This window comes from Leisingera sp. XS_AS12, from assembly GCF_041224635.1.
In the GTDB taxonomy this organism is placed as follows: Bacteria; Pseudomonadota; Alphaproteobacteria; order Rhodobacterales; family Rhodobacteraceae; genus Leisingera.
The window spans coordinates 36,726-62,837 of record NZ_JBGFGM010000076.1 but is presented as its reverse complement, the minus strand read 5'-3'; the positions used below and the strand labels follow the sequence as shown (position 1 = coordinate 62,837).

Below are 26,112 nucleotides of genomic sequence, written 5' to 3'. Positions count from 1 at the left end.
TCGCGGCCGCGACGCAGCAACAGGTCCATCGCCGCCGAACCGCTGCGGGACCACAGGGCCTGAATTTCCCGGTCGATGGCGGCGGTTTCGGCAGGCGCCGCCAGCGCCAGGTCCTGCAACAGCACCTCGGGCGTCACGCCCGGCGCGCGCTGCGCCCCGGCCGCCGCATCCTCGGCGCGCAGAGGTGCGGGCGGGAAAATCGCGACAAAGACCGCCGTTGCCGCCACGATAGCTTTGAGGTTTGGGAATTTTGCCAGCATGATGACCCCAGTGTAATCACGCGCGCTGCTTTTTTACAGTATTGGATGCACATGCCTCACAGGTTTGTGCTACAAGCGCGCCAAACAGATCGAGGACTGAAATGAGCGTTACCCTTGAGCAGGCGGCAGAGGCCCTGAACGAAAAACTGGATGCGGGCGAGTTCGATTCCACCGCCAAGTTCCAGATCGAAGGTCTTGGCGCCATCATGCTGGACGGCTCCGGCGCCCGGGTGGGCGATGACGAGGCCGATGTCACGATGACGGCCGATGCTGACACCTTTCAGGCGATCCTCGAGGGGGAGCTGAACCCAACCGCCGCCTTCATGTCCGGTAAGCTGACCATCGACGGTGACATGGGTGCCGCGATGAAACTGGCCTCGGCTCTGGCCTGATGGACGGACCTCCGATGGAGCTGGCGCCCGCGCCCCTGTTCGCCGAGATCGCGCAGGGGCCGTCGCAGGGCGCGGCACATTGGATCACGACGGCAGACGGGCTGCGCATCCGCGCGGCCCTCTGGCGGCCCGAGGTCACCGCACGTGGCACCGTGCTGCTGTTTCCCGGCCGCACCGAATACATCGAAAAATACGGCCTGACCGCCGCCGCCCTTGCCCAGCGCGGCTATGCCACGCTGACGGTGGATTGGCGCGGCCAGGGGCTGTCGGCGCGAATGCTGAAAGACCGGCGGCTGGGCCATGTGGTGCGCTTTGCCGACTATCAGTCGGATGTGGTCGCGCTGACGGATCTGGCACAAAGACTGGACGCGCCGGAACCGCGGTTCCTGATCGGCCATTCGATGGGCGGCGCCATCGGGCTGCGCGCCCTGATGCAGGGGCTGGAGGTTCGCGCCTGCTGCTTCACCGGCCCGATGTGGGGCATCCAGATCCCGCTGCTGCTGCGCCCGGCCGTCAGCCTGCTGGGCCGCGTCGCGCCGCTGCTGCGGCTGGACGGGATGCTGATGCCCACCACCGCGCCAGAACAATACGTGCAGTTTACCCCGTTCGAGGGCAACACGCTGACAGGTGATGCGGAGATGTATCAGCTGATGGCCGATCAGCTGACGGCGCAGCCCGATCTGGCACTTGGCGGCCCCACCGTGCGCTGGCTGCGCGAAGGCCTGCGGGAATGCGCCGAACTGGCGCGGCTGCCCTCGCCCGTGGAGCCCTGCATCACCTTTCTGGGCACCGAGGAGCAGATCGTCAGCCCCGATGCCATCCGCCGCCGGATGCAGAGCTGGCCCGGTGGCGAGCTGGAGCTGATCGAAAAGGGACGCCACGAAGTGCTGATGGAGACCCCGGACATCCGCACCCATGTACTGGACCGCATCTGCGGTCTGTTCGACCGCCACTGCGGCTGACGCGCCCCGGAAACTCCCGACTGTTGCGATCCTGGCCCCGGCCGCCATGCGGCTGCTTGTGATCCCCTGGCACGGCGCTTAGATGTTGGGCAACGCACTCATTTTGACAGGAGCCCGCATGTTCCAGCTTCCCTTCCCCGTTCGCGACGCAAACGCCTCAGCCGGTTCCGATGACCTCGGCAACTTGCCGGAGTGGGATCTCAGCGATCTCTACACTTCTGACGAGGCCCCAGAACTGGCCCGCGACCTGGACTGGCTGGAGCAGGAATGCGCGGCCTTTGCCGCGGACTATGAGGGCAAGCTGGCCGATCTGGACGCCGATGGCCTGCTGACCTGCGTGCAGCGCAACGAAAAGATCAACAATGTTGCCGGGCGCATCATGTCCTATGCGGGTCTGCGCTATTACCAGCTGACCACCGACGCCGACCGCGCCGCCTTCCTGTCCGATTGCCAAGAAAAGGTCACCATCTCGACCACGCCGCTGGTGTTCTTCACGCTGGAGCTGAACCGGATAGAAGACAGCGTGATGGACGCCCATCTGGCCGCGAACGCCGAGCTTGCCCGCTATGAAAGCGTGTTCCGCCGCATCCGCGCGATGAAACCCTACCAGCTGTCGGACGAGTTGGAGAAGTTCCTGCACGATCTCGGCATCGTCGGCGACGCCTGGGAAAAGCTGTTTGACGAAACCATCGCCGGTCTCACCTTCACCGTGAATGGCGAAGAGCTGAACATCGAAGGCACCCTGAACCTGCTGACCGAACAGGACCGCAGCAAGCGTGAGGCCGCGGCCCGCGAACTGGCCCGCGTTTTTGCCGACAACATCAAGACCTTTGCCCGGATCCACAACACGCAAGCCAAGGAAAAGGAAATCGTCGACCGTTGGCGCGGCATGCCCAGCCCGCAGACCGGTCGCCACCTGTCCAACGATGTCGAGCCCGAGGTGGTCGAGGCGCTGCGCGAGGCGGTTGTCGCGGCCTACCCGAAGCTGAGCCACCGCTACTATGAGCTGAAGCGCAAGTGGCTGGGTCTGGACGTGATGCAGGTCTGGGACCGCAACGCACCGCTGCCGCTGGAAGACAGCCGCACCGTCAGCTGGGACGAGGCCGAGCAGATCGTGATGGAGGCCTACACCGCCTTTGACCCGCGCATGGGTGAACTGGCGGCGCCGTTCTTCTCCAAGGGCTGGATCGACGCGGGCGTGAAACCCGGCAAGGCCCCCGGCGCCTTTGCTCACCCCACCGTGACCAACGTGCACCCCTACGTGATGCTGAACTACCTGGGCAAGCCGCGCGACGTGATGACGCTGGCGCATGAGCTGGGCCATGGCGTGCACCAGGTGCTGGCCGCCGAACAGGGCGAGATGCTCTCCTCCACCCCGCTGACGCTGGCCGAAACCGCATCCGTGTTCGGCGAAATGCTGACCTTCCGCAAAATGCTGGAGAAAGCCGAGACCCAGCAGCAGCGCAAGGTGCTCCTGGCGGGCAAGGTCGAGGACATGATCAACACGGTCGTGCGCCAGATTGCTTTCTATGACTTTGAATGCAAGCTGCACGCCGCCCGCGCCGAGGGTGAGCTGACACCGGATGACATCAACGCGATCTGGATGTCGGTGCAGGCGGAATCCCTGGGCGAAGCCTTTGAGTACATGGACGGGTACGAGACCTTCTGGGCCTATATCCCCCACTTCGTGCATTCGCCCTTCTACGTCTACGCCTATGCCTTTGGCGACGGCCTCGTGAACGCGCTCTACTCGGTCTACGAAAGCGGCGCCGAAGGCTTTGAGGACAAGTATTTCGAAATGCTCAAGGCCGGCGGCTCCAAGCACCACAAGGAGCTGCTCGCCCCCTTTGGTCTGGACGCCACTGACCCGAAATTCTGGGACAAGGGGCTCAGCATGATCTCCGGCTTCATTGATGAGCTGGAGGCGATGGAAGACTAATCCCGCCTTTCCCGACCCGAATATTTCTCGGGTCGGGCCACCCGTATTTTCAAGGTTTAGGCATGGCCACCACAAGTTACAAAAAACTCATCGATTTCACGCTTTTCGGGCGCACATTTGTTCCGGGTGGCTCGGTGTTTCCAACACCACACTACACGTTTGATGCCTCCACCGCTGGCGAAGTGACCTACACCCGCACACAGCTCTATGCATCCACCGGATATTACAACATTCACCCTCGCGTGACGCTCAAAGGGGCCGATCTGACGGTGAATGCAAACGGCCAGGCATCCGGCACGATCACCAGCATCACCTTTGGCTCAAGCAACCGGGGCCAGATTGCCGAGATTTCGGACATTTCCCTATCAGCTGGCGACTTCACCAAAATCCTTGATGCCCGGCTGAGCGGCGACCGCTATTCAAACGATCATTTCGAAAAATTCCTCGCCACGTCCATCCAGACCATGTCCTTTTCGCGGTCGGACGACACCATCGATGACCGCGGCTTTCTGATCTATCTTGACAAAATCTCGCTGCGCGCTGGCGATGACGAGTTCATTCTCACGCGGCCGCGTGGAAACGACCGCCTGCTGGATGGCGGACACGGCACAGACACGCTCTCCCTCTTCGACTTTGGCGCACCTGAGAATTTTGTCGTTGACCTGAAGACCGGTACAATCACCACCGATGATACCAGCGTCTCGTTCACGAACTTTGAAATCATCGACGGAAACGCCTTTGTGGACCGCTACATCGGCTCCCACCGCGGCGATACGATCAACGCGGCCGGTCGAGATGACCTGATCCACGGCAACAAGGGCAATGACTCGCTGTCCGGCGGATGGGGGAATGACGTAATCCGGGGCAATTCCGGTCGCGACAGCTTGCTTGGTGAGCAAGGCGACGACCGACTGATAGGAGGCAAAGGCGCCGATACCATCGACGGCGGCCTCGGACAGGACACCTTGACCGGTGGCAGCGGCGCAGACACCTTTGTGTTCTCAGCCGCGCCAGGCACAGAACGGATCCGGGACTTCTCGGTTTCAGACGGGGATCAATTGCGGTTCGTGTCCAACGACGATTTCCGTTTCCACGAAGATTTTCTGTTCATCGGCAAAAACGGTATCAGACTGCGGGTCGAAAACACCGAAACCGAAGAAACCGAGCGGCTGGTGATCAAGTTGACCGGGGGTGTGGCCGAAACCCTCACCCCGGACCTCCTGGCGGACCACATCGATTTCGCGTGACCCCGCGCTGCGCTGAAGCGACCCGGGCAGCGGACCAAACCCGCCTGCCCGTCCTACTTTAGCTGACTGTCCTTGGAGCCACGCCGGTTGATGCCGCCGCGGGCCTTTTGCGCGCCGTCACGCTCCTGCTGACAGTCGATGCACAGCTTCACGCCCGGAATCGCCAAACGGCGCTTTTCCGGGATCGGCTCCTCGCATTCGGCGCAATGGGTCAGGCTTTCGCCTGTAGGGCGCTTTTGCGCCTTCATCCGCGCCAGCTCGTCGCTGATCGATGCCTCGATCTGTTCGCTCACGGCACCGTCCTGTGCCCATCCTCCAGCCATGGCGCTGCCTCCCCTTGCTGTACGGCCTCCGGTTGCGCCAGCCTAGCGCGGCGACAGCCCCCTTTCCAGCGGCTTCCACCGCAAGCGATTTCCGCGCGGCTCCAGACACTTGGCCCAGAAATGCGGAATTCCTGACAGTTTCAGTTGCCACACAAACCCAAGTAAAACTATCAACTATTTGATTTCAAACACTTTTTTCTTGACCCATGCCGCCGCGCCGCCTAAACAGGCTACAGAGATTGCACGCAAGCCAGAATCGACAGGCCGCAAGCGGCCAGCTCTCCAGCCATCCTTCGGGACAGCCAGATCGCCAGCATCGCCAGCCACCGGATCGATTTCAGCCAGCCACGCATCGCCAGCGGACATCGCCAGCCTCATGCCAGCCCGTCCGCTTGCCAGGCCCTCAGCCAGCACCAGCGCCAGCATATCTGCCAGCAGCACTGCCGATCTCCGCAAGTTCTGATGGCCAGCTCTACGCCAGCCCCATCCAGCCCTGCCCGCAGCCACCGCCACGGATCAGAGCCAGCCGCCAGACCCACCGCCAGCCCTTCGCCAGCGTTGAACAGGGTCCAGTTCCAAACGCAAAAAGGCGGTGCCGCATGGCACCGCCTTTCGCATGTCAGATCGTTGCAGGCGCTCAGGCGCTGGTCAGCATGCCCTTTTCGGACGCCAGTTCGCGCATCTTCTTCTGCAGCTTTTCAAACGCCCGCACCTCGATCTGGCGGATCCGTTCGCGGCTGACGTTATACTGGCTGCTCAGCTCTTCCAGCGTTACCGCCTGATCCATCAGGCGGCGCTGGGTCAGGATGTCCTTTTCGCGGTCGTTCAGCACGTCCAGAGCAGCGGCCAGCAGCTCGCGCCGCGCCTCCAGCTCGTCGCGCGCCTCGTAATCTCCGGCCTGGTCGGCGTCTTCATCCTCCAACCAGTCCTGCCATTGCATCGTGCCCTCGCCTTCGGAGCCGACTGTGGCATTCAGCGAAGCATCGCCACCGGACATCCGCCGGTTCATCGAGATCACCTCGTCCTCGGTCACGCCGAGGTCGGTGGCGATCTTCTTGACGTTGTCGGGATGCAAGTCGCCATCCTCAAGCGCGCCGATGCGGGCCTTCGCCTTGCGCAGGTTGAAGAACAACTTCTTCTGCGCAGACGTGGTGCCCAGTTTCACCAGCGACCAGGATCGCAGGATGTATTCCTGGATCGAGGCGCGGATCCACCACATGGCATAGGTCGCCAGGCGGAAGCCCTTTTCCGGGTCGAACCGTTTAACCGCCTGCATCAGGCCAACGTTGGCTTCCGAGATCACTTCGGCCTGCGGCAGGCCATAGCCGCGGTAGCCCATGGCGATCTTGGCCGCCAAACGCAAATGCGAGGTCACCATCTTATGCGCTGCCGCCGCGTCTTGCTCTTCGACCCAGCGTTTGGCCAGCATGTACTCTTCTTCCGGCTCCAGCAGCGGAAACTTGCGGATCTCCTGGAGATACCGGTTCAGACCGCCTTCGGGCGTCGGGGCAGGCAGGTTCGCATAATTCGCCATCTAAAGTGTCCCTCCCAAATGTATAAGGACTTAACATTAGCGCATATGGGTTAGCGCAAAATCCTTTTCAAGGACCGTGTTGGCATTCTTCTATGCTAGAGACAGATGCGGCGTCTGTGAATTGTATCACAGGCATTCACACGATGTTTTGCTGGCAGTTTACTGGCCCGGCGGCAGATGCGCGGCTATCCGCGCAACGCTGCCAAAAGATCGGCCATATCCTGCGGCAAGGGGGCTTCGAACCGCAGGGCTGCGCCGGTGACCGGGTGATCGAACCCCAGAACGGCTGCATGCAGCGCCTGCCGCGGAAACGCCCGCACCGCGGCCTGTGCTGTCTCATCTAGTGCCTTTGCCGCAAGCTTGCGCCGTCCACCATAGGTGGGGTCACCGATCAGCCCATGACCGGCATGGGCCATGTGCACCCGGATCTGGTGGGTGCGGCCCGTCTCTAGCCAGCATTCCACCAGCGCGGCCACTGGCGGAGTGCCGAAACTCTCGACGATCCGTGCCCGTGTCACCGCGTGACGGCCCCCTTGGAACAACACTGCCTGCCGTTGCCGGTCGGTCTTGTGCCGGGCCAGCTGAGTGGTAATCTTGAGAATGTTGCCCGCCTCGAAACTGGTACCCTTGATCCCACGCAGCCGCGGATCGCTGGCGTCCGGCACCCCATAGCAGATGGCCTGGTAATACCGCTCAACCGTGTGTTTTTCGAACTGCACAGCCAGCCCCTGATGCGCGGCGTCGGACTTGGCGACAACCAGGAGACCGCTGGTCTCCTTGTCGATGCGATGCACGATGCCTGGCCGTTTGACACCTCCCACCCCGGACAATGCGCCGCCGAAGTGATGCAGCAGGGCGTTGACCAGCGTGCCCGACGGAGACCCCGGTGCGGGGTGGACCACCATGCCCGCAGGCTTGTTGATGACAATCAGGTCATCATCTTCGAAAATGATCTCCAGCGGGATATCCTCGGGGCCGATGTGGCTATCCTCGGCTTCCTGCACCTCGATCGCCACCTGGGCGCCGGCTTCGATCCGCGCCTTGGGATCCTGCACCACGGCGCCATCCACCGTCAAAGCGCCCGCCTCGATGAGCTTGGCCAGACGGGTGCGAGACAGCGAGGCCTCCTCTGGCACATCACGCGAAACCGCTTTATCAAGCCGTTTAGGCGGGTTTTCCGCGATGACAAATTCAATCCGGCGGCTGCCCATGACTGATCCTTCCGAGACCGAAATCCAACAGGAACCTCCGCAGATCCGGTTCCTGCGTCGGCTGGTTACCACGTTGACCGTGGCGATGATTGGCGGGGTTCTAGTGATAATCGCTCTGCTTGTCATCCGCCTCTCCGCAGATGATGTGCCCTTGCCCGCGGAAATCGCCCTCCCCCCCGGCATAGAGGCCGAGGCCGTGACTCTTGGAAGCGACTGGATCGCCATTGTCAGCCAGGAAGACAGCATTCTGATCTTTGACCGCAGCAGCGGCGAATTGCGCCAGACCATCCAGATCTCATACTGACCCAGATCTCACGCTGACCCGAGGGCGAAAACGCCCCGCGAACGAAAACGAGCCGGGAAAACCCGGCTCGCTGTGGTATTCACAGACAGATTGGATCAGTCTTCAAATTCCGGCATTTTTTCCAGCTGCTCTTCGGTCACATCGATGTAGACCCGCAGCTCGTCGGATTCGCTCGCTTGCTTCAGGGTCAGCGAGTCGAAGCCAACCTTGACCGGCTTTTCGCCGATGCCCAGGAAGCCGCCGACGTCGATCACGGCGTCAGTCACCTTGCCGTCGGCGTCCACGATCAGGTTCGAGACCTCACCAATCCAGTCGCTGCGGGCGTCGTAAACGGCGGCACCGGTCAGCGTTTCGGCCTTGATCTCATCGACGATCACGGTCTGGTAGCCGTCCAGCTCCATCTCGGGTGCGGCCGGATAACCCTCGACCGGGCGTTCACCGTCGGTCATTTCAGCTTCGGCTTCCATGGCAGCCGTCTCAGCGGCTTCCGCTGTCTCGGCAACTTCGGCCTCCATGGCAGCGGTTTCTTCGGTCAACTCGGCGTTCTCATCCACCTCGTTGACGTCGGTGGCGTCAGCCATGCCATCCCATTCCTCGAAAGCCGGCGCATTTTCCAGAGCCGCACGATCGGCGTTGAACACGACGAAATACTCATCCGGCGCGTCGCCGTCGGAGACCAGTTTCAGCCGGTCCATCTGAACGGCAACGGTTTTCTCGCCGATGCCGAGGAAGCCGCCAATATCGACCAGGATCGAATCCAGCTTGCCGTCGCGGCTCAGCAACACATCACTGATTTCACCGATATCTTCCCATTCAGCGTCCGCTTCGTTCATGGTTGTTTCGGACACTTCGGATTCGGACACGTAGACGCGCGAACCGATGAAGTCGGAGGCGTGGACATGGTGCTCAGTCGCCATGTCGCGGAAGGTTTCCGCCCAATCGGCTTCGTTTTCGCTCGCGGCCGCCAGGGGGGTAGCCAGCAGTGCGGCCAGTGCGGTGGTAGACAGAATGCGTTTCATTTCTTCCTCCTTTGAGGTCATGACTGGCGCCAGCAGCGCCTATACCGTGACAACCGCACCCAGCCGCGAAAGTTCCCGCGCCTTGCATTTTTCTGACGCCCGGCATCGATTTTTTCACCGCAGCGGCGTTGCGAAAAAGCCGGGTATTACAATGTCGCGGATTCGCGCCGCAAGACGCGCCACACGCGGCTTGCGAAGACCACGCTCAGACCCTCCCGCCCCTCTCCCGGCTAGCGATCAGCAAAAGTCAGCGCAGATCAGTCAAGCCTTGGAACCTTGGGTCAGGCCGGTTCGTTGGGCCGCTGTCGAAAGAAAGGAGGACCGAACCATGTCCACTAGCACTCTCGTATCATCGGCAGACGTCACCGGCACCGAGGTTTACGGCCGCGGCGGTGCGCATATCGGCTCGATCGATCACCTGATGATCGACAAGCAAAGCGGCAAGGTCGCCTATGCCGTTATGGGCTTTGGCGGCTTCCTGGGATTGGGCGAGGACCATCACCCGGTTCCGTGGAACAAGCTGCACTACGACCCGGAGAAAAACGGCTTTGTCACCGACATCACCGAGGAAGAGGTGAAAGGTGCGCCCGCCCGGCATGACGGCTGGTACGCGGATCGCGACTGGGAGCGTCAGATGCACGACCACTATCGCGTGCCGGTCTATTGGCTCTGACCCACTGACCTCCCTCTTCGGGGAGACCAGCAACAGCGCCCATGTGGAACCTCCCGTCCGCATGGGCGTTTTATCTTCATCTATCGACACGTAACGGCAAGGGGACGGGTGTCACGTGGACATCACTCTGAACGACATTACCACCACGATGGAGATGCACTGGACCGTCTGGCTGGCCCGCCTTCTTGCAGCGCTGATACTGTGCGGCATCATCGGTTTCGAGCGGGAGATCGGCAAGCGTCCCGCCGGGCTGCGCACGCATATGCTCACCGGGCTCGCGGCGGCGCTCTACACCCTTGTCATGCTGCACATGACCACCGCCAGCGTGTTCGATGGCGAAAAGGTCCAGACCGACCCCATCCGCGTTATCGAAGCCGTCACCCAGGGCGTTGCCTTTCTCGCGGCCGGTCTGGTCGTCTTCTCACAAGGGAATGTTCTTGGCCTCAAGACCGGCGCAACGATGTGGTTGTGCGCGGCGGTTGGCGTGTGCTGCGCCCTCGGGCTTTTGTCGCTGGCCGCTGTTGTGACCGCGATCGCGCTGGTCACGGTGGTGGTGCTGCGCATCGCCGAAAAGAAGGCCGACACCCATTGCAAGGGCCACGCCTCGCACGACGGCTAGGCGGCGATCCCAGCCCCGCTCCGGGAACCAAACCGACCCTTCAAACGTTGATCCGCGAATGACCCCGCACGTGGAGGAACGTTATGCAATCCAGATCCAGCGGCACACCATCCAACGCCAATATCAACTACCAGGCCCACATCGCCCAGGTGGCTGAGCAACTGCAACCCGTTGTCAGCCGCTATCTGCAAGAAGGGGCCGAGACGCTTCTGCACGAGACGGCTGACTTGGCGCGGCGCCGACCGGCTTTGTTTTGTGTCGGCGCGGCCCTTGCGGGATTTGCGGCTGTCCGTCTTTTGAAGGCCAGCGCCCATCCGCCCGCAGATCCGCCACGCGATCACGACGTCCCTGCAGGCCGGGATCTGTCGGCTGCAACCGATGCCCCCCTTGCTCACCAGCCCGCCAGCGCCCCGGCTGCCGCTCTTGCGCAGCAACCGGCTCCGGAGGCGACGATGCAGACGCAGGAGGACCTCTGATGCCCTATCCTCACCCGAAAGATGCACCGGAGTTGTTTGCCACCGTGATGCGAAATGCCGTTGGCCTGTTCCGAGCCGAGACGGCGCTGATCCGGGCTGAACTGGCCCACAGCCTGTCCCGTGCCCGCACCGGACTGGCGCTGGTCGTGGCGGCCCTCGTCAGCGTCCTTGTCGCCGCCCAGCAGCTGGCGACCGCGCTGGCAGGTTGGCTCGCGGCCCTCGGTCTGCCTGAACCGCTGGCGGCCTTGTTCGCCGCCGTAACCTTTGGCTTGATCGCCTTGGCCCTGGCGGCGGCGGCCCGCCCCCGTCTTGATCCCGATCACCTGAAGCCCCGCCGCAGCCTGCAAAGCCTGCGAAAGGACACCCATGCCATCAGGGAGGCTCCCCATGTCAAATGATGACACAAAGATGCAGTTGGAGGCTCTCGAAGCCGAAGCCGCCCGCAATCGCGTGGCGCTGGAGCAGTCGATCAGCCGTCTCACCCAGAGCCTCTCTCCGGCTCAGGCGGCTGTGGCTGTGAAGGAGGCTGGCCACGAGGCGGCGGGTCAGGCTTTGGATCTTGTTCAGCGCAATGCCGGCGATCTGGCGTGGGTCGGCACCGGCGCTGCGATGCTGCTGTCGGCTGCGAACAGGAAGTCTACCCCGCCTTCCGGAAAGCGGCGCGCGCGCGCCCCGTCCCGGGCGGCTCGCTATGTCGCGCTTGGCGGGGCCGCATTCGGACTCGGAGCCCTCGCCGCGGCCCTGATGCCCCGGACACGACAGGAAGAGCAGCTCGTCAGCTCTCTGAGTGACGCGGTGACAGAAACCGCACGCACGGTTGCAGCCAGAACGGCCCAGTACGTCCCCTCTCATGACGGCTCCTCGGATCTGTAGCCCGTCCTGCCCAAAACCATCTGACCGGCCGTCTGCCGGTCAGGGCAATACATCGACAGGGAATTGTGACCCATGTGGCAAACGATAACGGCCCGGCGTGCCATCAGGGTCATGCTCTTGATCATCACCCTGATCGCTCTTGCGGCGGCCATGTATTTTGCAAAACCCGTACTGGCCCCCGCTGTGTTTGCGCTCGTGGTCGGCATCGTGGTGTCGCCCCTCGCCGACCGGCTCGAACGAATTGGCATCGGGCGCGTGGTCGTTGCCTCCAGCCTGCTTCTTTTATCCACCGCGCTGCTGGCGCTGCTGATCCTTTCCCTCGACCCCTTGCTGTCGACGCTTGCCAACAACATCCCCCGCATCCAGCGGGAGGTTCGGGGCTGGCTCGAGATGGCCTCGGGCGTTCTGCGCGGGATTGAAAGCATCAGCAGCGAGCTGGAACAGACCATGGGCAGCAGCGAGGAGGACGAAGGCAGCGGCCTTCCGACGTTGATGGACGCCCTGTGGCTGGCACCGAACTTCGGCGCGCAGATGTTCATCTTTGCGGGGACACTGTTTTTCTTCGTGCTCACGCGGAACGAACTGTACCAGCAGTCAGGACGCCATTCGGTTCGCTTTTTCCGTGCCGAGCGCGCCGTGGCCCGGTACTTCGCCGCCGTGACCATCGTCAACGGCGGGCTCGGCGTGGCGACGGCGGCCGGCTTGATGGTCATCGGCCTGCCAGGCGCACTGATATGGGGCATGGCAGCGGCCATGCTGAATTTCATTCTTTATCTTGGCCCCTTGTTGATCCTTGTCGGGCTGACCATTGCCGGGCTTACCCAGATCGGCGGGGCCGGAGCCGTGTTGCCGCCGCTCCTGTTCCTGCTGCTGAACCTCACCGAAGCCCAATTCGTGACGCCATATTTTGTTGGACGTCAATTGCACCTGAACCCGTTGTTCGTGTTCTGGGCAATTGTTTTCGGGCTTTGGATCTGGGGACCGATAGGCGCTATCGTGGCTCTACCGGTGTTGCTGTGGTGTGGCCGCATGCTTGCCACACCACCGAAACCCGCCCCCAATATCTCTCCGACCGCCCCCGTCGCCTGAGCGCCAGACCTGGGGCTGTCCCACCTGGATGGCGGATCACCCTGCCCTCCAGCAAGGACACACAGCGCATCCGCGGCCTCCGCGGGTGCGCTGCTTCATTTCTCCCTGCCGCCGACACAGGCCCCATGCGCCAAGCCCCTTTTACTGCGATGAAATCTAAAAGGTTTCCGGCATTGCAGGGGCTGCCAAACTTTTTTTGAAAAAATTCTCCCTCGCCCGGAACCATGCCGAGCCGCGGCGAGTTGAGTGGCTGTAACTCAAGCGCGCTGATGAGTGAAACACAAAGGAGATCAAACCGATGAAACGTCTTTTGCTGACCACTTCTCTGATTGCCGCAACCGTTGCACCTGCCTTTGCAGATACCGAAGCCGGAGCCGCATTGTCCGGTTCCGCCGCGACCAACGCCGAAGTGAACAGCTCGGCCGCAGATGTCTCCGCCGACGCGAACGCCAATGCCATGGGCGAGGCCAAGGCCACGACCACCCCGCTTGCCCCGACAAGCGACACTGTAGACGAAGACTCCACCACCGCTCAGTCCAGCAGTTCGACCGACCTGGATGCCACGCTGAGCGCCGATGCGGATGCGACCGCCATGGAGCCGCTGGACATGAACGAAGTGACCGCGGAAGCCCTGACCGGCGCGCCTGCCTATGACGCCAAGGACGAGCATATCGGCGAAGTGTCCGAAGTGATCGTCAACACCACCGGTGGTGTCGACGCACTGATCGTCGATGTTGGCGGTTTCCTGGGTCTGGGCGAGAAGCCGGTTGAACTGCCGATGTCCGACCTGACGATTCATGAAGCCGAGGGCGACATCCGCGTGACCACTCACATGAGTGAGGAAGAGCTGAACGGCCTGCCCGAATACCAGGGCTCGTAAGATTCACGGTTTCAAAGGGGTTGCCTGACCCCTTTGGACGCCGCCCCTTCGCCTCGTCCCTTAGCCGGTTTTCCTGCCTCGTACCGGTTTAGGCAAATGGGCGGCACAAGAAGACCGGGTTCCGATGCGGAACCCGGTCTTTTTCTTTGCATCCTCTGCAAGCGGCCAAAAAAAATACGCCGCGGGCACTTACGTGCCGCGGCGCGCAATCGCGGGTCAAAACAGCCCCACCAACACTCCGACACCAGCACAGGCAAGCGCCACGAGGGTCAGCACTGCGATCAACCCGTCGCGTGTCAGCATGGACAAGGCCAGTAGCGCAACCGCCGCGCCAAGGATGGAAGAGGAGAAGGGCACCACTTCCAGAACCGGCATCAGCGCGCCACACAACAGGCACACCAGCCGGATCAGCGAGATGAAGGGCTGCGATAGTACCACCTGCATCCGCTTGGACGCGTGCCGATCCAACCAGTTTGCGGCGCGGCGCATCGCCGAGATCGCCTTCTCGGCGCGCGCACCTTCGATCCGCTTGCGGCCCAGCCAGCCCGGCAGCCACAGATTGGACCGCCCGAACAACATATGGCCGGACACCAGGCAGATCAGGATCCCGCAGGTCGAGGAAAACAGCGGCACGCCGCTCAGCGGTGACACCACCGCCAGTGCCGGAACCGCCAGAACCGCGGAGAGCGATTTATGGCCCAATTCCTCGGCAAGGCGGCTGACGGTCACTGAGCCGTCATTGTCCTCGATGATCTGCGATACGTCGTCCAGTACCTCGGCGGCGGGATGTCGGGAGTTGTCCATAATGTCCTGCATGTAGTTATACGGTTACTCAACCACAACGCTTGGGTGACAAGCCAAGTTCCCCTGCCCTGCAGCCGTGCGCCGCCCTCCCGGGAGACATCCGAGAGCCTGCAGAATTCACGCGATGGCAGGAACCATCCTGCCCGGATCAACGTTTCCATAACAGATCCCCGGCACGGGGAAGACATGGAAAGGAACATTGAAAATGACTCACCTGATCCGAACCACCGCTCTCGTTTCGGCCATGGCCACAGCCGTTTCCGCCACCACCATGGTTTCCGAAATCGACGTGACTGCGGATCTGTCCGCAATCCAGAATTACAGCGCAGCGGAAGCCTGGGTCGACCTTGAAACGGACCTTGAAACCGCCCTGGCGACCCAGCTGGTGAACCAGATCGCCAAGGATGACACCCAGAAGGGCGCCGAGATCAACATCGAGATCGATTCAGTGGCTTTGGCCAACAATTTCGAACAGGCTCTCGGTGTCGGGGAATGGGTCCTGAAGGGCGATGTCGACATCGACATGCCGGATGCCGCGGACGACCTGCGCTATGACCTGACGGTGAGCGCAGACCAGCTCAACGCTTATTACCCCGCAGGGACCGACATTGCACAGGTCAGCATCGACAGCGAGGTGTTCTACAAGGCGGTCATCGACGCCTTTGCCGCCAACGTCGCCTCGAAGCTGAAGTAACTGCAACATCTGCAAGGAGGAAGCATCATGCGTATGCCGTTTTTCCTGGCCCTGCTGATCGGAGTGGCCGCCTGCGAAACCACCGAGGGCTTCGGCCGCGACGTGTCCAAACTGGGCAATGAAATCACCGAGGAATCGCAAGAAGCGCAGTAATCCTGGCGTCTTCCTAACCTCACCACGTCGCCCGGCAGCCCCCAGCTGTCGGGCGATTTCGTTCCTGAACATGCCTCTCTGCGCCGCGCAGACAAGTGACTTGCGGAACCTTTCGACCGGCCGGACGTTTTCCCTTCAACGGCGACAGGCACCCAGATGCACAGCCTCGCCTCACAGTGGCAACAAAGGAGCTAACCCATGGTTGAACTTGCAGGTATCGGCGGTCTCATTCTTCTGGTCCTGGCGATCTGGGCCATCGTCTCGATCATTGGCTCTTCGGCCAGCACAGGCGCCAAGGTCCTTTGGGTTCTGTTTGTTCTGGTGTTGCCCCTGATCGGATTCATTTGCTGGCTGCTGTTCGGGCCCAAGTCCACTCCGCGTCAGGTCTGACGCCGTTCGAACGCCGGACTGAACACGCAAACGACCCGGTGCCGCAAGGTGCCGGGTCGTTTACTTGCGTTGGGCCAAGCCGGTCGCATGAGAGTCCCAGGACGTCCCCCGTCGGCCAACGCGGCTTTCACGGGCCGCCTTCAGACGATATCCTCGGTGGCCCCGGGCAAACGCTGTTGCAACTCGGACATATTGTCCGGGTCGTGCGGGACCAGAAACCCGCGCCGGGCCTCGGGGCGGCAGACCTGGTTTCGCCGGATCTGCTGCTGCCACCACCCGGCGGCCCGCACGGGATCCAGCGCCGCCTCCGGCAGATCCTCCTGCCACCAGTGCCGGGCCAGCGCCTTCCACAACCGCTCGATCCGGTCAGGCTGGGTGATCCGCAATGCCGCTTCGGTGTCCCAGCGCAGCGAGCGACCGTTGAGGTTGGCAGATCCGATCATTGCGAAATCGCGGTCGGTCATCAAAACCTTGCTGTGGACATAGATCACCGGCGACCCGGACAGGACCGAAGGGGCGTCGCGCGCCGCCATCCGGCGCTGCACTGGGCTGGCAATGCACGCCCGCGACCCAAACGCATCCATCACCCGACCCAGCGCCTCCGCCTGCAAGGCCATACCATACCGGGCATCCAGCTCCTGGTTGCCGTCAAATGCGACATCTTCCGGAAGGGCCGGCAGGATCAGGATCAGCGAAAGATCCGGGTTGCGCCGCGCGGCAGCTGCCAGTCCCGCGGCAATAGCGCTGGAGCGCAGAAACTGCGTCTCAAGGTAGATCAGGTTTTGCGCACGTTCAAAGGCCGCCAGATGATCTTCCTCGATTTCTCGCAACACGGTGCGCGGCGACAGCGCCCAGAAGCCAGCGCGACGCGGGACCGACAACGTGCGGCGCACATGCTTGCCCCTGTGCGGCGGTTGCCGCAGCGCGATCTCGTCCTGGAACCGATCCAGGTGATCCGCAGCCTCCCGCGCTTCGGGACCACTCAGCAGCAGCTGAACATCTGCCCAGGTCTGATGGGCCGACTGGTCGTGGTCCAGCGTGTCATAGCGGCGGCGGTTCTGATCCAGGCCGCCGATATAGAGGATCTCCCGGTCGATGACCGCAACCTTCTGATGGTGCGACACCGGATACAGCTGCGGCACGGCTGACCGCCGCGCGGCGGCCGGTTGCAGCCGCCGGGGCAGTTTGCGCAGTTTACGCAGCACGAAGGGCGACAGCGCAAGACGCGGCAGCAACCCCGCCCGGGCAGGATGCAACGCAGCCACGACCGACAGCCGCCCGGCAGCCTCGGCATCCAGCGTGTCGGCAATCTGGCGGGCCTGTGCGACGGTCTTCTGCGCCGCCGCGTGCAGAGGTGCCGCCATCACCGGATCGAAGTCGCTGACCACCAGCCGCACCCGGACCCCACGACGCAGCGCGTCAGCAATCAGGTCGGACCAGGTGTCGCCGACCGCCCGCGCTTCGGGGCTGAGGAGATCTGTCGACAGGTCGAACAGGCGGAAACACCCGGTCACCTCGCGCCGGGCGGCCAGCACCGCACGTTCGAACGCGGGCCAGGCCTGTTCGGCGGTGATCAGAACCTGGAAGTCATCTTCCGTCGGCTCAACTTGCAGCTGCTTTGGCATCGCACTCTTGCTCCGGCAAAGACGGCCGGGGCGGTTCTGCCCCTTCGGCCGCCGGGAAGCCCAACCGATAGATGAAGCGGTCTTCCGTTTCGCGGGTTTCGGTCTGCCCGTCCAGATGTGCGGCAAACGCCGCCATCAGCCTCGCGCCGATGCCCGTGCCGTCGCTGGTTTCCTCCTCAGGCAACAGCGGCTTACCCGTGGTGTTGCTGATCTCAAGCTCCAACCATCCTGGCGCCGTCTCCCTGAGAGTGACCCGGATTTCCGGTCGTCCATTCTCGGGCGTACCTACGTATTTGATCGCATTGGTCATCGCCTCCGAAACCAGCATGGACAGGGTCACCGCCTGATCCTGGCTCAGCGGGGCCTGCGCAAGGTCCGTCTCGATATTGAGCGCCTTGCCCGTCCCCGGTGCCATCGAGCCGATCTCCCCGATCAGCTCCTTGATCAGTTCGCGACTGCCGACGGTGGTCACATCCGGGTTCGTGTTCAGGCTGCGATGAATGGTGGCAAGCCCGCGTACGCGGCGCTGCAACTGCGACAACATCCGTCGCGCCTCCGGAGTGCGCGCCCCGCGAGCCTGCATGTTCATGATCGACGCGATCAGTTGCAGGTTATTCTTGACCCTGTGGTGCACCTCTCGCAGCAGGATGGTCTTTTCTTCCAGGTCGAGTTCCCGGCGGCGCTCGGCCTCACTCAGGATCAGCACCATCCGGTTGAAAGACTGCCGGGCCTCTTCGAATTCGCGCGGCGGCGCGTTTAGCTCCAGCTGCGGCGCTTCACGTTCGCCCAGCGCATAACGGCGCATTGCCCGGCGCAGCGCGCTGAGGTGGCGGATCACCATCTGTTGCAACCCGAAAATCGCCACCGCGATCCCGGCCAGCCACATCAGCACCGGGAAGGCCAGCGTCATCAGGGACGCGGGGTTGGAGCTGACCAGCATCGCATCTTCCACCGGCCAGCTGCCGACCACGGCGACTTCGCCCGGCAGAATGCGACTAACGGCAAAAAAGCGCTCCTGACCGGTGCGCGCGTCTTCGAAGAAACTGTCGCCGGCGCGATTGACCAGCTCATTCAATGGCACGGTCTTGGGCAAGACCATCCTGGCCTTTTCCATCGGCAGACTGGCTGCCAACACCTCGCCCTCGGCGTCGATCGTGAAATACTGGATGCCTTCATCTCCGCTGCCCGGGTTGCCGGGCAGCGATCCGACCAGTTGATGGGGGATCGCTATGGCAATGTAGCCGAGCAGCACCCCCCCGCGCTGCACCGGGCTGGTTGCGACCAGTTGCGGACCTTCACTGCCCAGCAGACCTCTGTCCACCGCGAAGGTCAGGCGCGCCGATTCCTGCGCCTTTCGGGAAAGCCACTTCTCCGACACCCACTCCAACGTTCCTGCCGACGCGCAATCTACCCGGCCATCGGGTGTGAGAAAGGCAGCAAATGTGAACGGGTTCGGGCCTTGCGTAAACGTCCGCATCAGCTCGGAGCAGCCTGCGGGATCATCCAACACCGGCAGAATGGACGCAGCCAGCCCCTCGGTCGCGCCGCCCGCGCGCTGCAACAGCTCGCGCTGCCGCGCTGCGGCCCGCTCGGTGCGGGCCTGCAACGAGGCATGCGACAGACGGGTGGCTTCGTTCACCACGGCGTTCGTCTGGTAGACGGCGATCATGCCTAGGGGCAACAGCGCAACCGTCATCAGCGCCGCAAGACGCATCAGAAGGCCGCCTGACTGCAGGCGTGGAATGTTGATCATGCGGCGCCCTGTTGGGCGACAATTCCTGCGGTTACGGAGTCCGTCAACTCCATCCGGCTGCTGCCGTCCATTTCCATCAGTTCGCACAAGCGCGCACGGGCCCGGTTGACCCGGCTCTTGATGGTGCCGGTCCGCACGCCGCACATCTCGGCCGCTTCCTCGTAAGAGAAACCGCTCGCACCCACCAGGACCAACGCCTCGCGCTGTTCATCGTTCAGCTGCGCAAAAGCGGCATGGAAGTCCCGCATGTGCAGGCGTCCGTCGTGGTCCGGTTTCTGGGCCAGGGCGCCCGACAGCACGCCGTCACCATCTTCGACCTCGCGCTTGCGTTTGCGGCGCAGCGAGTAATAGGTGTTGCGCAAAATCGTGAAGAGCCAGGCACGCATGTTCGATCCGACCTGAAACTTGTCGATGTTCGTCCAGGCCTTGATCAATGTATCCTGCACCAGGTCGTCGGCGGTCGCGCTGTTGCGTGTCAGGCTGATCGCAAAGGCACGAAGCGCACCAAGATGCTCAACCAACTCACTTCTGGGGTCGGCAGGTTCGGAGGCAGATTTTATGTCAGCCATTGGCCCCGGTCTCCCCTTCCTGACCGCGTCCGGCGGCCGAGGCGGCCTCCTTCTGCTGCAATTGTTTCAGCAAATCGGTAAACCTGTCCGGCACGGGCTCATTCGCGATTTGGTCGAATGCCCGCTTGAGGTTCTCATCGATTTCGCGATCGGCCTGTTCATCGCGTGGCCGGGCGCGTTGTGCCTGTGTCATGCAATCCATCACTATTTTTTACGCAGTTTCTGGAACCAAACGCACAGCAGCGCGTATTGTTCCATACATATTGCAAAAAAAGGGACTTCGCAAAATGACCGATCAACCGGGAAATCTCATCGCCAGTCAGATCGGGGCGAACCTGCCGTATCTGCGCCGCTACGCCCGAGCGCTCACCGGCAGCCAGACCAGTGGCGACAACTATGCACTGGCCGCACTCGAGGCGATCCTGGCAGACCAGGCTGACTATGACAGCACCCTGCCCCCGAAACTGGCCCTGTTCCGGGTGTTCCATGCGATCTGGTCGTCCTCCGGCGCCCTGGCCCAGGACGACGACGATCCGTCGAGCCTTGCGGCCAAGGCCCAGCGCTACCTCAAGCGACTGACCCCGAATACCCGTGAGGCCCTGCTGCTGCACACCATCGAGGAATTCAGCGCAGCTGACACGGCGACCATCATGGGGATCGACACCGAAGAGGCGTCGGAGCTGATCTCCATCGCCTATCAGGAGATGTCGCGCGCCACCACCGGGCGCATCATGATCATCGAAGACGAGGCAATCATCGCGATGGATCTGGAAGCCATCGTCACCGACATGGGCCACCAGGTCACGGGCATCGCCCGAACCGAGACCGCCGCACTGGAACTGGCAGCCCAGGAACCGGCGGATCTGATCCTGTCCGACATCCAGCTGGCCGACAAGTCCAGCGGCATCGACGCGGTCAATGGCATCCTCGAAAAGCACGGCGATCGCCCGGTGATCTTCATCACCGCCTACCCGGAACGGCTGCTCACCGGCGAAGGACCGGAACCTGCCTTCCTGATCTCCAAGCCCTATGCGGAAGAGCAGGTGCGTTCGGCGGTCAGCCAGGCCATGTTCTTTTCTTCGACCGAAACGCTCAAAGTCTAAGAACGCAGACCGCTTCGGGCGGACATGCATCCACTCACGGACGGGCCGCCCAGTGCGGCCCGTTTCCCTATTCGGCCTCTTTGAAAGCAAGCCTTCGCGCATCGCCCGCACACCATGACCCGTTGCGACCTGAACAAAGAACCCCGACCGGTCCCGGAACCGATCGGGGCAAGGGGCAGCGGCTGACTGCCGCCGTGTCTCGATTCCGATCAGGATTTCGCAATCGCCCGCAGCATCCAGGCTGCCTGCTCATGAAAGGCGGATCGGGCCGTTGCCAGATCCTCGGTCACGATATCGCGGCGATCGGCGGCCATCTCGGCCAGAGCATGCAAGCGGTGCGCGATGCGTTCATGGCTCGCGACCAGGTCTTCCGCCATCTCGCGCGCGTTGAGGTCTCCCTCCGCATCTTCGATCCGCGAACAGTCCAGAATGTCCTGCATGCGCGACGGCGCCAGATGGCCGAGGGCACGAACGCGCTCTGCCAATTCGTCCGCCGCGGCGAACATGTTCTCGTACTGCTCTTCGGTCAGCTTGTGCATCGAATAGAAAGCCGGACCTTCGACGTTCCAGTGATAGGCGTGCGTCTTGAACACCAGCCGGTAGGTGTCCGCGAGGACATTGGTCAGCCCTTTGGCAATCGCGGCAGTATCCCGCACACCGGTTTCAACGGAATCCGCACTCGGGGTGGTAGAAAGCGAGTCAGTCATGGAAAGCTCCTTATCTGAATTTCGGCACATAGGGCGGGAGGACAACGCGAACCGGCCCCCATGGTTCCGATCCGCTTGGCCAGCGTCGCGCCACCGGCGGGCTGAACCTCACCTCGCGCAAGCAAAGGCCGCAGACATCACTGCCCGCGGCCTCTGCGCTCTCACCGTCTGAGCCGCAGCACCAGGGCAACGACGAACAGGATGAGAAAGATGAAGAAAAGGATCTGAGCGATCCCGGCGGACGCCGCAGCGAAGCCGCCAAATCCGAAGATGCCGGCGATGATTGCGACGACCAAAAAAACCAAGGCCCAGTTCAGCATGCCATGTCCTTTCAGTTGCGTCATATGCAGACAAACCCGCCAGCCCGGCAGAAGTTCCTGTCTGCTTGAGTGCGCGCGCCCTGCTTACCGCCACCGGCGAACTCCCGCCCTCATCCGCGTTGTCAGCGACCGCCTGTACCGGGATGAACGCCCCCTTCGCATGCCAGCAGCGCAGAACTTCGCAACACACGGAACTTTTGCCCGAGCGCCTTCGTTGACCCTTCGAAAGGAGAAAAGACATGGCTGAAACACAGAGCAAGAAATCCGTGAAAACCGACGTGTCCGAAGCGGGCGCCTATGCGAGGGAAGCGGCAGCGTCGCTGAACAAGGCTGCCCAGACCGCGGCGGACAAGATCGTCGAGTCCGGAACGCAGGTCCGCGAGAAAATGGCCGCTGACGCGGAGCAGGCCGTCAAATCTCTCGACGGTCTGGCGGAAGACGGTCGGCGTTTCGTGCGCCAGAACCCCGGCCTGTCGATGGCTGCCGCAGTAGGCGTCGGCATGTTGATCGGCCTCGCGGTGAAAAGTCACCGCTGACCTTCTCCTCCCGGTCAGGCCTGACACATGCCCGCAGCCGCCGCTTCACCACTCAGAAGCGGCGGCTGTTCGTTTGCCCTTTTCGATGCAGATGATGCGGCGCCAGGGCGCCCCAGGGGCATCACGCCGGTCTGGAACCAACCCGCAGGTCTGCGCGTTGGGTCCCTGTACGCACGCGAAGGAGGTGAAAATGCAACTCCCGAATGAACGATTGGAACAACTGCACACCGAACTTTGCAGCGCGCTCAGCGAACGTCTAAGCGAGCGGACCAGAACCCGTCACAGCCAACAGGACAGTCTTCAAACGCTGGAAGAGGCCGAGGCGGAGATCCAAGACTGGGCGGCGGAGGCTCGCAAGATCGACGCCGATGCGGAGGATGATCCCGCGCTGGCAAAGCTGGTGGAGCGCGCCAAGGAGATCAATCGCAAACTCTGTGAACGTATTGCCTGAACGGCCCGCCCCCGTTCCGGCAGGCGCCGAGTTGACCATTCTTCGAGGCGCAGCAGGGACTGGTTTCCCGGCCACGGGCCAGACATGCTGCGCCTCAGTCGTTCTCGCAACCTTTGCGCCAACGCTGAAAGGCGCACCGAACAGGACATCCGACACACAAGCCAAGTGCGCCGAAAGAACGACTGGTCTTGCTGAGGGGCACGCATATCAATGACGATGGTGAATTTCGCGGATATTTACAGTTTCGCCCCCTATCATTTGCTGCTGGCGTCGGTTGGGATTGTGATCATCCTGGCCCATTGGGCGCCCCGTTTCGTCTCCACCCGTGAGCCCGCTGCCGCGCCACTGTTGATCCTGCTGGGCATGGCCAGCTACTGGCTGGTGCCAGGCCTGCCGGAATTTCCGGATCCAAGACACGCTCCGAAACCTTGGGAGATCGTCAGCGAGCTGACGGTCATCATCGCCCTGTTCACCGCAGGGCTTCGCCTCGACAGCCTTGGCCCATGGAAGAAGTGGGGGGCGACCGCGCGGCTGTTGCTGATCGGGATGCCGCTGACGATCCTGACCGTGGCCCTCATGGGATCGACCATTGGCGGATTGACCGTGGCAGGCGCGGTGCTGTTGGGCGCGGTGCTGGCACCAACCGACCCGGTCCTCGCAGGCGATGTGCAGGTCGGCCCGCCGCAGGAAGGCAAGGAGCACCCGGTGCGTTTTACCCTGACGACCGAGGCGGCCCTAAATGATGGCCTGGCTTTCCCCTTCGTCTATCTCGGGATCATCATTGCCCTGCAAGGCCTGCATCCTGAGGGGTGGCTGGCCGAATGGCTGGCTGTGGACGTCGCCTATCGTATCACCGTCGGAGCCCTGATGGGCACATGTGGCGGCTGGGCACTGGGGCAGGTCCTGTTCAACGTGCCGCGCCATGCGGTTCTGGCCGACACGGGCTCGGGTGTTGTGGCGATTGCCGGAGTTCTGTTGTGCTATGGCTCTACCGAGCTTGTCGAAGGCTACGGTTTCATCGCTGTGACGATGATGGGGCTGACCCTGCGCCGCATCGAAAGCGCCCATCGCTTCCACCGCCGCCTGCACGACTTTTGTGAAACCATTGAACACGCTTTGACAGCCCTACTGCTCGTCGCCCTCGGCCACGTCCTGCCGGTCCTTTTTGCGGACCTGACATGGACCCACGTGTTGATGGCGTTGATACTGATCGCCGTGATCCGCCCGATCGCAGGCTGGATCTCGCTCGTGGGGTCGGATCTGTCGGGCCGGGACCGCCTGATCGTATCGGTCTTCGGTGTGCGCGGCATCGGATCGATCTACTACCTGTGTTATGCTGGGACCCATATCGAATTCACCAACGAGCTGGACTTGTGGGTGCTGATCGGTCTTTCCATACTTCTCTCCACCATGCTGCACGGATTTTCCATCGGGCGCGTGATGGATAAAATCGCCGACTGAAAGCGCTTCGCATCGATCTTCATCCCCGGCCAGAATGGCAAAACCCGGCGGTGTGCCGCCGGGTTTTACGCAGTATTCAAATCTGGTCCGGTTATCAGACCGGGGGCTTGCCCTTCACCGCGCGCGCCACGAGTGCGATGACAAACAGAACCAGGAAGACGAAGAACAGGATTTTCGCGATCCCGGCGGCGGTACCAGCAACGCCACCAAATCCAAGCAGCGCCGCGATCAGCGCGATGACCAGAAATGTAAGTGCCCAACCAAGCATTTTCCTCACTCCTTTCAGCAGGGCTGCAATCAACTGCAGTCACCACCTCAACCCCGCAGAAGCGATTTAGTTCCCGCGCCCGCGACCGGCGTGCACGGCTGCAACGGCACGGTCCTGCCCCGCCCGGCCATCTGGCGGGGCAGACTCATCACACGGCCCCCGCGGTCCTGAGCCATGCCATCATGGGAAGGTCACGCCCGAATGCCGCTTTGGGGCCGTCCATCGAGACGCCCGGCCGCGAGCGCACTGAGCGCCACCATCACCGCGGCGGTGCCGAGGCAGGCAGGCACGCCGCCGACCTGGTAGGTCAGCCCCGACAGCACCGTGCCCAGCAGCCGTCCACCCGCGTTGGCCATGTAGTAAAAGCCCACGTCCATGGTCACCCGCTCCTCCTTGGAAAACGCAAGGATCAGGTAGGAATGCAGCGCCGAGTTGACAGCAAACAGCCCGCCGAAGACCAGCAGCCCTGCCACCAGCACCGCGGTGAGCCAGGGCGCAGGCGCCCCCGCCACCAGCACGGCAGCGGCCAGTGCCGCGGGCACGAGGGCCAGCACCGCCGCCCACGTGCGCGCGGCCGCGATCAGCTGCGCCTCGTTGCGGCGCGCGGCCTGCAGCAGACGCGGCGCCGCTGCCTGCACGGAGCCGTAAAGAATGATCCAGACGGCCATGAAACTGCCGATCAGGAAGAAGGCGGCGCGGTTGCCCGCCTCACTGCCGTCCGACAGCACGGCGTAGAAGTAGACCGGGATGCCGACCACGAACCAGACGTCGCGCGCGCCGAACAGGAACACCCGCGCCGCCGACAGCCAGTTGATGTTGGCGGATTTCGAGAACACCTCGGAAAACTTGGCCCCTTTGCGCCCGCGCGGCAGGCCTGCGGGCATGGCCAGCAGAACCGCCACCAGGATCACCGCCAGAACCGCCGCCATGGCCAGCGTCGCCCAGGCAAAGCCCGCGGTTGCCAGCAGCCCGGCCCCCAGCAGGAAGCCCAGCCCCTTCACCGCGTTCTTCGATCCGGTCAGCAGCGCGACCCAGCGGAACAGCCCGTCGCCCTCCTTGGGCGCCAGCAGCTTGACCGCGGATTTGGACGCCATCTTGGCCAGGTCCTTGGCCACGCCCGACAGCCCCTGCACCGCCATCACGAAGGCCACCGAGGTCGCGACCTGCCAGCCGGGATCCAGCTGCGCCAGCGCAACCAGTGCCACCACCTGCAAGCCAAGGCCCGCATAGAGCGTCGAGGTCAGCCCGAAACGGGCCGCGATCCAGCCCGCTGACAGGTTGGTGGCCATGCCCGCAACCTCATAGAGGACAAACAGATAGGCCAGCTGCACCGGGCTGAAGCCCAGCGTGTGAAAATGCAAGAGCACCAGCATCCGCAGCGCGCCGTCGGTCAGCATAAAGGCCCAGTAGGCTGCGGTCACCGCCGCATAGGCCGCCATCCCGCTGGGTGCTGCGGCGGTATTGTTAGGGCGCGGTG

The 26,112-nt window shown here is 62.8% G+C and carries 33 protein-coding genes and 1 pseudogene; 19 read left to right on the top strand and 15 right to left on the bottom strand.

Annotation, left to right across the window (positions count from 1 at the left end):
- A pseudogene (locus AB9K35_RS06550) lies at positions 1–260 on the bottom strand (hypothetical protein); the annotation flags it as partial.
- Between the two features lie 101 nt (positions 261–361).
- On the opposite strand from AB9K35_RS06550, the gene AB9K35_RS06545 reads away from it, so the two are divergent.
- The 4 genes from AB9K35_RS06545 (at position 362) to AB9K35_RS06530 (ending at position 4,800) form a co-directional block, all read left to right on the top strand.
- The gene (locus AB9K35_RS06545; protein WP_222454120.1) at positions 362–652 is read left to right on the top strand and encodes an SCP2 sterol-binding domain-containing protein; all 291 of its coding nucleotides are present in this window, start codon (positions 362–364) and stop codon (positions 650–652) included.
- Positions 652–1,614, top strand: a complete 963-nt coding sequence (locus AB9K35_RS06540; RefSeq protein WP_369924972.1) for an alpha/beta hydrolase — start codon at positions 652–654, stop codon at positions 1,612–1,614. The genes AB9K35_RS06545 and AB9K35_RS06540 overlap by 1 nt, the downstream gene beginning before the upstream one ends.
- Positions 1,615–1,732: 118 nt before the next feature.
- On the top strand, positions 1,733–3,553 hold the full coding sequence (locus AB9K35_RS06535) for a M3 family oligoendopeptidase (protein ID WP_369924971.1): 1,821 nt from the start codon (positions 1,733–1,735) through the stop codon (positions 3,551–3,553).
- A gap of 62 nt (positions 3,554–3,615) precedes the next feature.
- Positions 3,616–4,800: a calcium-binding protein gene (locus AB9K35_RS06530; protein WP_369924970.1), complete on the top strand. Its 1,185-nt coding sequence runs from the start codon at positions 3,616–3,618 to the stop codon at positions 4,798–4,800.
- 53 nt (positions 4,801–4,853) lie between these two features.
- Here the strand turns inward: AB9K35_RS06530 and AB9K35_RS06525 are convergent, their stop codons facing one another.
- The 4 genes from AB9K35_RS06525 to AB9K35_RS06510 form a co-directional block, all read right to left on the bottom strand.
- Positions 4,854–5,123, bottom strand: a complete 270-nt coding sequence (locus AB9K35_RS06525; RefSeq protein WP_222454124.1) for a DksA/TraR family C4-type zinc finger protein — start codon at positions 5,121–5,123, stop codon at positions 4,854–4,856.
- 174 nt (positions 5,124–5,297) lie between these two features.
- Complete coding sequence (locus AB9K35_RS06520) at positions 5,298–5,564, bottom strand: hypothetical protein (protein WP_369924969.1); 267 nt, start codon at positions 5,562–5,564, stop codon at positions 5,298–5,300.
- Positions 5,565–5,760: 196 nt separating this feature from the next.
- Positions 5,761–6,657 carry an RNA polymerase sigma factor RpoH gene (gene rpoH, locus AB9K35_RS06515; protein ID WP_222454126.1) on the bottom strand — a complete coding sequence of 299 codons (897 nt, stop codon included), beginning with the start codon at positions 6,655–6,657 and terminating at the stop codon, positions 5,761–5,763.
- A 185-nt stretch (positions 6,658–6,842) separates the two neighbouring features.
- Complete coding sequence (locus AB9K35_RS06510; RefSeq protein ID WP_369924968.1) at positions 6,843–7,868, bottom strand: RluA family pseudouridine synthase; 1,026 nt, start codon at positions 7,866–7,868, stop codon at positions 6,843–6,845.
- Here AB9K35_RS06510 and AB9K35_RS06505 point away from each other — a divergent pair.
- Positions 7,867–8,172 (top strand): DUF6476 family protein, encoded by a 306-nt coding sequence (locus AB9K35_RS06505; protein WP_369924967.1) that lies wholly within the window; start codon positions 7,867–7,869, stop codon positions 8,170–8,172. The two genes, AB9K35_RS06510 and AB9K35_RS06505, sit on opposite strands and share 2 nt — an antisense overlap.
- A 95-nt stretch (positions 8,173–8,267) precedes the next feature.
- On the opposite strand, the gene AB9K35_RS06500 is transcribed toward AB9K35_RS06505, so the two are convergent.
- Positions 8,268–9,191, bottom strand: coding sequence for a PRC-barrel domain-containing protein (locus tag AB9K35_RS06500; RefSeq protein ID WP_369924966.1), 924 nt, complete (start codon positions 9,189–9,191; stop codon positions 8,268–8,270).
- A 328-nt stretch (positions 9,192–9,519) separates the two neighbouring features.
- On the opposite strand from AB9K35_RS06500, the gene AB9K35_RS06495 reads away from it, so the two are divergent.
- The 7 genes from AB9K35_RS06495 to AB9K35_RS06465 all read left to right on the top strand — a co-directional run bounded on the left by AB9K35_RS06495 (position 9,520) and on the right by AB9K35_RS06465 (position 13,801).
- Positions 9,520–9,864: a PRC-barrel domain-containing protein gene (locus AB9K35_RS06495; protein ID WP_222454130.1), complete on the top strand. Its 345-nt coding sequence runs from the start codon at positions 9,520–9,522 to the stop codon at positions 9,862–9,864.
- Between the two features lie 115 nt (positions 9,865–9,979).
- Positions 9,980–10,483, top strand: coding sequence for an MgtC/SapB family protein (locus tag AB9K35_RS06490; RefSeq protein ID WP_369924965.1), 504 nt, complete (start codon positions 9,980–9,982; stop codon positions 10,481–10,483).
- A gap of 83 nt (positions 10,484–10,566) precedes the next feature.
- Positions 10,567–10,959 (top strand): hypothetical protein, encoded by a 393-nt coding sequence (locus tag AB9K35_RS06485; RefSeq protein WP_369924964.1) that lies wholly within the window; start codon positions 10,567–10,569, stop codon positions 10,957–10,959.
- Positions 10,959–11,357 carry a phage holin family protein gene (locus tag AB9K35_RS06480; protein WP_222454133.1) on the top strand — a complete coding sequence of 133 codons (399 nt, stop codon included), beginning with the start codon at positions 10,959–10,961 and terminating at the stop codon, positions 11,355–11,357. The genes AB9K35_RS06485 and AB9K35_RS06480 overlap by 1 nt, the downstream gene beginning before the upstream one ends.
- Entirely contained in the window at positions 11,347–11,832 is a 486-nt protein-coding gene (locus tag AB9K35_RS06475) for a hypothetical protein (protein WP_369924963.1), read from the top strand. The genes AB9K35_RS06480 and AB9K35_RS06475 overlap by 11 nt, the downstream gene beginning before the upstream one ends.
- 111 nt (positions 11,833–11,943) lie before the next feature.
- Entirely contained in the window at positions 11,944–12,921 is a 978-nt protein-coding gene (locus AB9K35_RS06470; RefSeq protein ID WP_369924962.1) for an AI-2E family transporter, read from the top strand.
- A 298-nt stretch (positions 12,922–13,219) separates the two neighbouring features.
- Positions 13,220–13,801 (top strand): PRC-barrel domain-containing protein, encoded by a 582-nt coding sequence (locus AB9K35_RS06465; RefSeq protein ID WP_369924961.1) that lies wholly within the window; start codon positions 13,220–13,222, stop codon positions 13,799–13,801.
- A gap of 216 nt (positions 13,802–14,017) precedes the next feature.
- Here the strand turns inward: AB9K35_RS06465 and AB9K35_RS06460 are convergent, their stop codons facing one another.
- A complete protein-coding gene (locus tag AB9K35_RS06460) occupies positions 14,018–14,605 on the bottom strand; it encodes an exopolysaccharide biosynthesis protein (protein WP_369924960.1) in 588 nt (195 codons plus the stop codon).
- Positions 14,606–14,810: 205 nt separating this feature from the next.
- Here AB9K35_RS06460 and AB9K35_RS06455 point away from each other — a divergent pair, with 205 nt between their 5' ends.
- The 3 genes from AB9K35_RS06455 (at position 14,811) to AB9K35_RS06445 (ending at position 15,842) form a co-directional block, all read left to right on the top strand.
- A complete protein-coding gene (locus AB9K35_RS06455; protein WP_369924959.1) occupies positions 14,811–15,299 on the top strand; it encodes a hypothetical protein in 489 nt (162 codons plus the stop codon).
- Between the two features lie 27 nt (positions 15,300–15,326).
- Complete coding sequence (locus AB9K35_RS06450) at positions 15,327–15,452, top strand: entericidin A/B family lipoprotein (RefSeq protein ID WP_222454139.1); 126 nt, start codon at positions 15,327–15,329, stop codon at positions 15,450–15,452.
- 198 nt (positions 15,453–15,650) lie between these two features.
- Positions 15,651–15,842, top strand: a complete 192-nt coding sequence (locus AB9K35_RS06445) for a PLDc N-terminal domain-containing protein (RefSeq protein ID WP_369924958.1) — start codon at positions 15,651–15,653, stop codon at positions 15,840–15,842.
- Between the two features lie 140 nt (positions 15,843–15,982).
- Here AB9K35_RS06445 and AB9K35_RS06440 read toward each other — a convergent pair whose 3' ends face one another.
- The 4 genes from AB9K35_RS06440 to AB9K35_RS06425 are packed head-to-tail and all read right to left on the bottom strand — an operon-like array spanning position 15,983 to position 19,982.
- Positions 15,983–17,467 carry a phospholipase D family protein gene (locus AB9K35_RS06440; protein ID WP_369924957.1) on the bottom strand — a complete coding sequence of 495 codons (1,485 nt, stop codon included), beginning with the start codon at positions 17,465–17,467 and terminating at the stop codon, positions 15,983–15,985.
- The gene (locus AB9K35_RS06435; RefSeq protein WP_222454142.1) at positions 17,445–19,220 is read right to left on the bottom strand and encodes a sensor histidine kinase; all 1,776 of its coding nucleotides are present in this window, start codon (positions 19,218–19,220) and stop codon (positions 17,445–17,447) included. The genes AB9K35_RS06440 and AB9K35_RS06435 overlap by 23 nt, the downstream gene beginning before the upstream one ends.
- Positions 19,217–19,789, bottom strand: a complete 573-nt coding sequence (locus tag AB9K35_RS06430) for an RNA polymerase sigma factor (protein ID WP_369924956.1) — start codon at positions 19,787–19,789, stop codon at positions 19,217–19,219. The genes AB9K35_RS06435 and AB9K35_RS06430 overlap by 4 nt, the downstream gene beginning before the upstream one ends.
- On the bottom strand, positions 19,782–19,982 hold the full coding sequence (locus tag AB9K35_RS06425; protein WP_369924955.1) for a NepR family anti-sigma factor: 201 nt from the start codon (positions 19,980–19,982) through the stop codon (positions 19,782–19,784). The genes AB9K35_RS06430 and AB9K35_RS06425 overlap by 8 nt, the downstream gene beginning before the upstream one ends.
- Positions 19,983–20,076: 94 nt before the next feature.
- Here AB9K35_RS06425 and AB9K35_RS06420 point away from each other — a divergent pair, with 94 nt between their 5' ends.
- Positions 20,077–20,892 (top strand): response regulator, encoded by an 816-nt coding sequence (locus tag AB9K35_RS06420; protein ID WP_222454145.1) that lies wholly within the window; start codon positions 20,077–20,079, stop codon positions 20,890–20,892.
- A gap of 209 nt (positions 20,893–21,101) precedes the next feature.
- On the opposite strand, the gene AB9K35_RS06415 is transcribed toward AB9K35_RS06420, so the two are convergent.
- Positions 21,102–21,599: a Dps family protein gene (locus AB9K35_RS06415; RefSeq protein WP_222454146.1), complete on the bottom strand. Its 498-nt coding sequence runs from the start codon at positions 21,597–21,599 to the stop codon at positions 21,102–21,104.
- A 161-nt stretch (positions 21,600–21,760) separates the two neighbouring features.
- The gene (locus AB9K35_RS06410; RefSeq protein WP_222454147.1) at positions 21,761–21,919 is read right to left on the bottom strand and encodes a DUF1328 domain-containing protein; all 159 of its coding nucleotides are present in this window, start codon (positions 21,917–21,919) and stop codon (positions 21,761–21,763) included.
- A gap of 239 nt (positions 21,920–22,158) precedes the next feature.
- Between AB9K35_RS06410 and AB9K35_RS06405 the strand changes: the two genes are divergently transcribed.
- The 3 genes from AB9K35_RS06405 (at position 22,159) to AB9K35_RS06395 (ending at position 24,367) form a co-directional block, all read left to right on the top strand.
- Positions 22,159–22,455 (top strand): hypothetical protein, encoded by a 297-nt coding sequence (locus AB9K35_RS06405; RefSeq protein ID WP_222454148.1) that lies wholly within the window; start codon positions 22,159–22,161, stop codon positions 22,453–22,455.
- Positions 22,456–22,645: 190 nt separating this feature from the next.
- On the top strand, positions 22,646–22,906 hold the full coding sequence (locus AB9K35_RS06400) for a hypothetical protein (RefSeq protein ID WP_369924953.1): 261 nt from the start codon (positions 22,646–22,648) through the stop codon (positions 22,904–22,906).
- Positions 22,907–23,116: 210 nt separating this feature from the next.
- The gene (locus AB9K35_RS06395) at positions 23,117–24,367 is read left to right on the top strand and encodes a cation:proton antiporter (protein WP_369924952.1); all 1,251 of its coding nucleotides are present in this window, start codon (positions 23,117–23,119) and stop codon (positions 24,365–24,367) included.
- 94 nt (positions 24,368–24,461) lie between these two features.
- On the opposite strand, the gene AB9K35_RS06390 is transcribed toward AB9K35_RS06395, so the two are convergent.
- The gene (locus tag AB9K35_RS06390; RefSeq protein ID WP_369924951.1) at positions 24,462–24,635 is read right to left on the bottom strand and encodes a DUF1328 domain-containing protein; all 174 of its coding nucleotides are present in this window, start codon (positions 24,633–24,635) and stop codon (positions 24,462–24,464) included.
- A gap of 191 nt (positions 24,636–24,826) precedes the next feature.
- Positions 24,827–26,074 carry an organoarsenical effux MFS transporter ArsJ gene (gene arsJ, locus AB9K35_RS06385; RefSeq protein WP_369924975.1) on the bottom strand — a complete coding sequence of 416 codons (1,248 nt, stop codon included), beginning with the start codon at positions 26,072–26,074 and terminating at the stop codon, positions 24,827–24,829.
- Between the last annotated feature and the right edge of the window lie 38 nt (positions 26,075–26,112).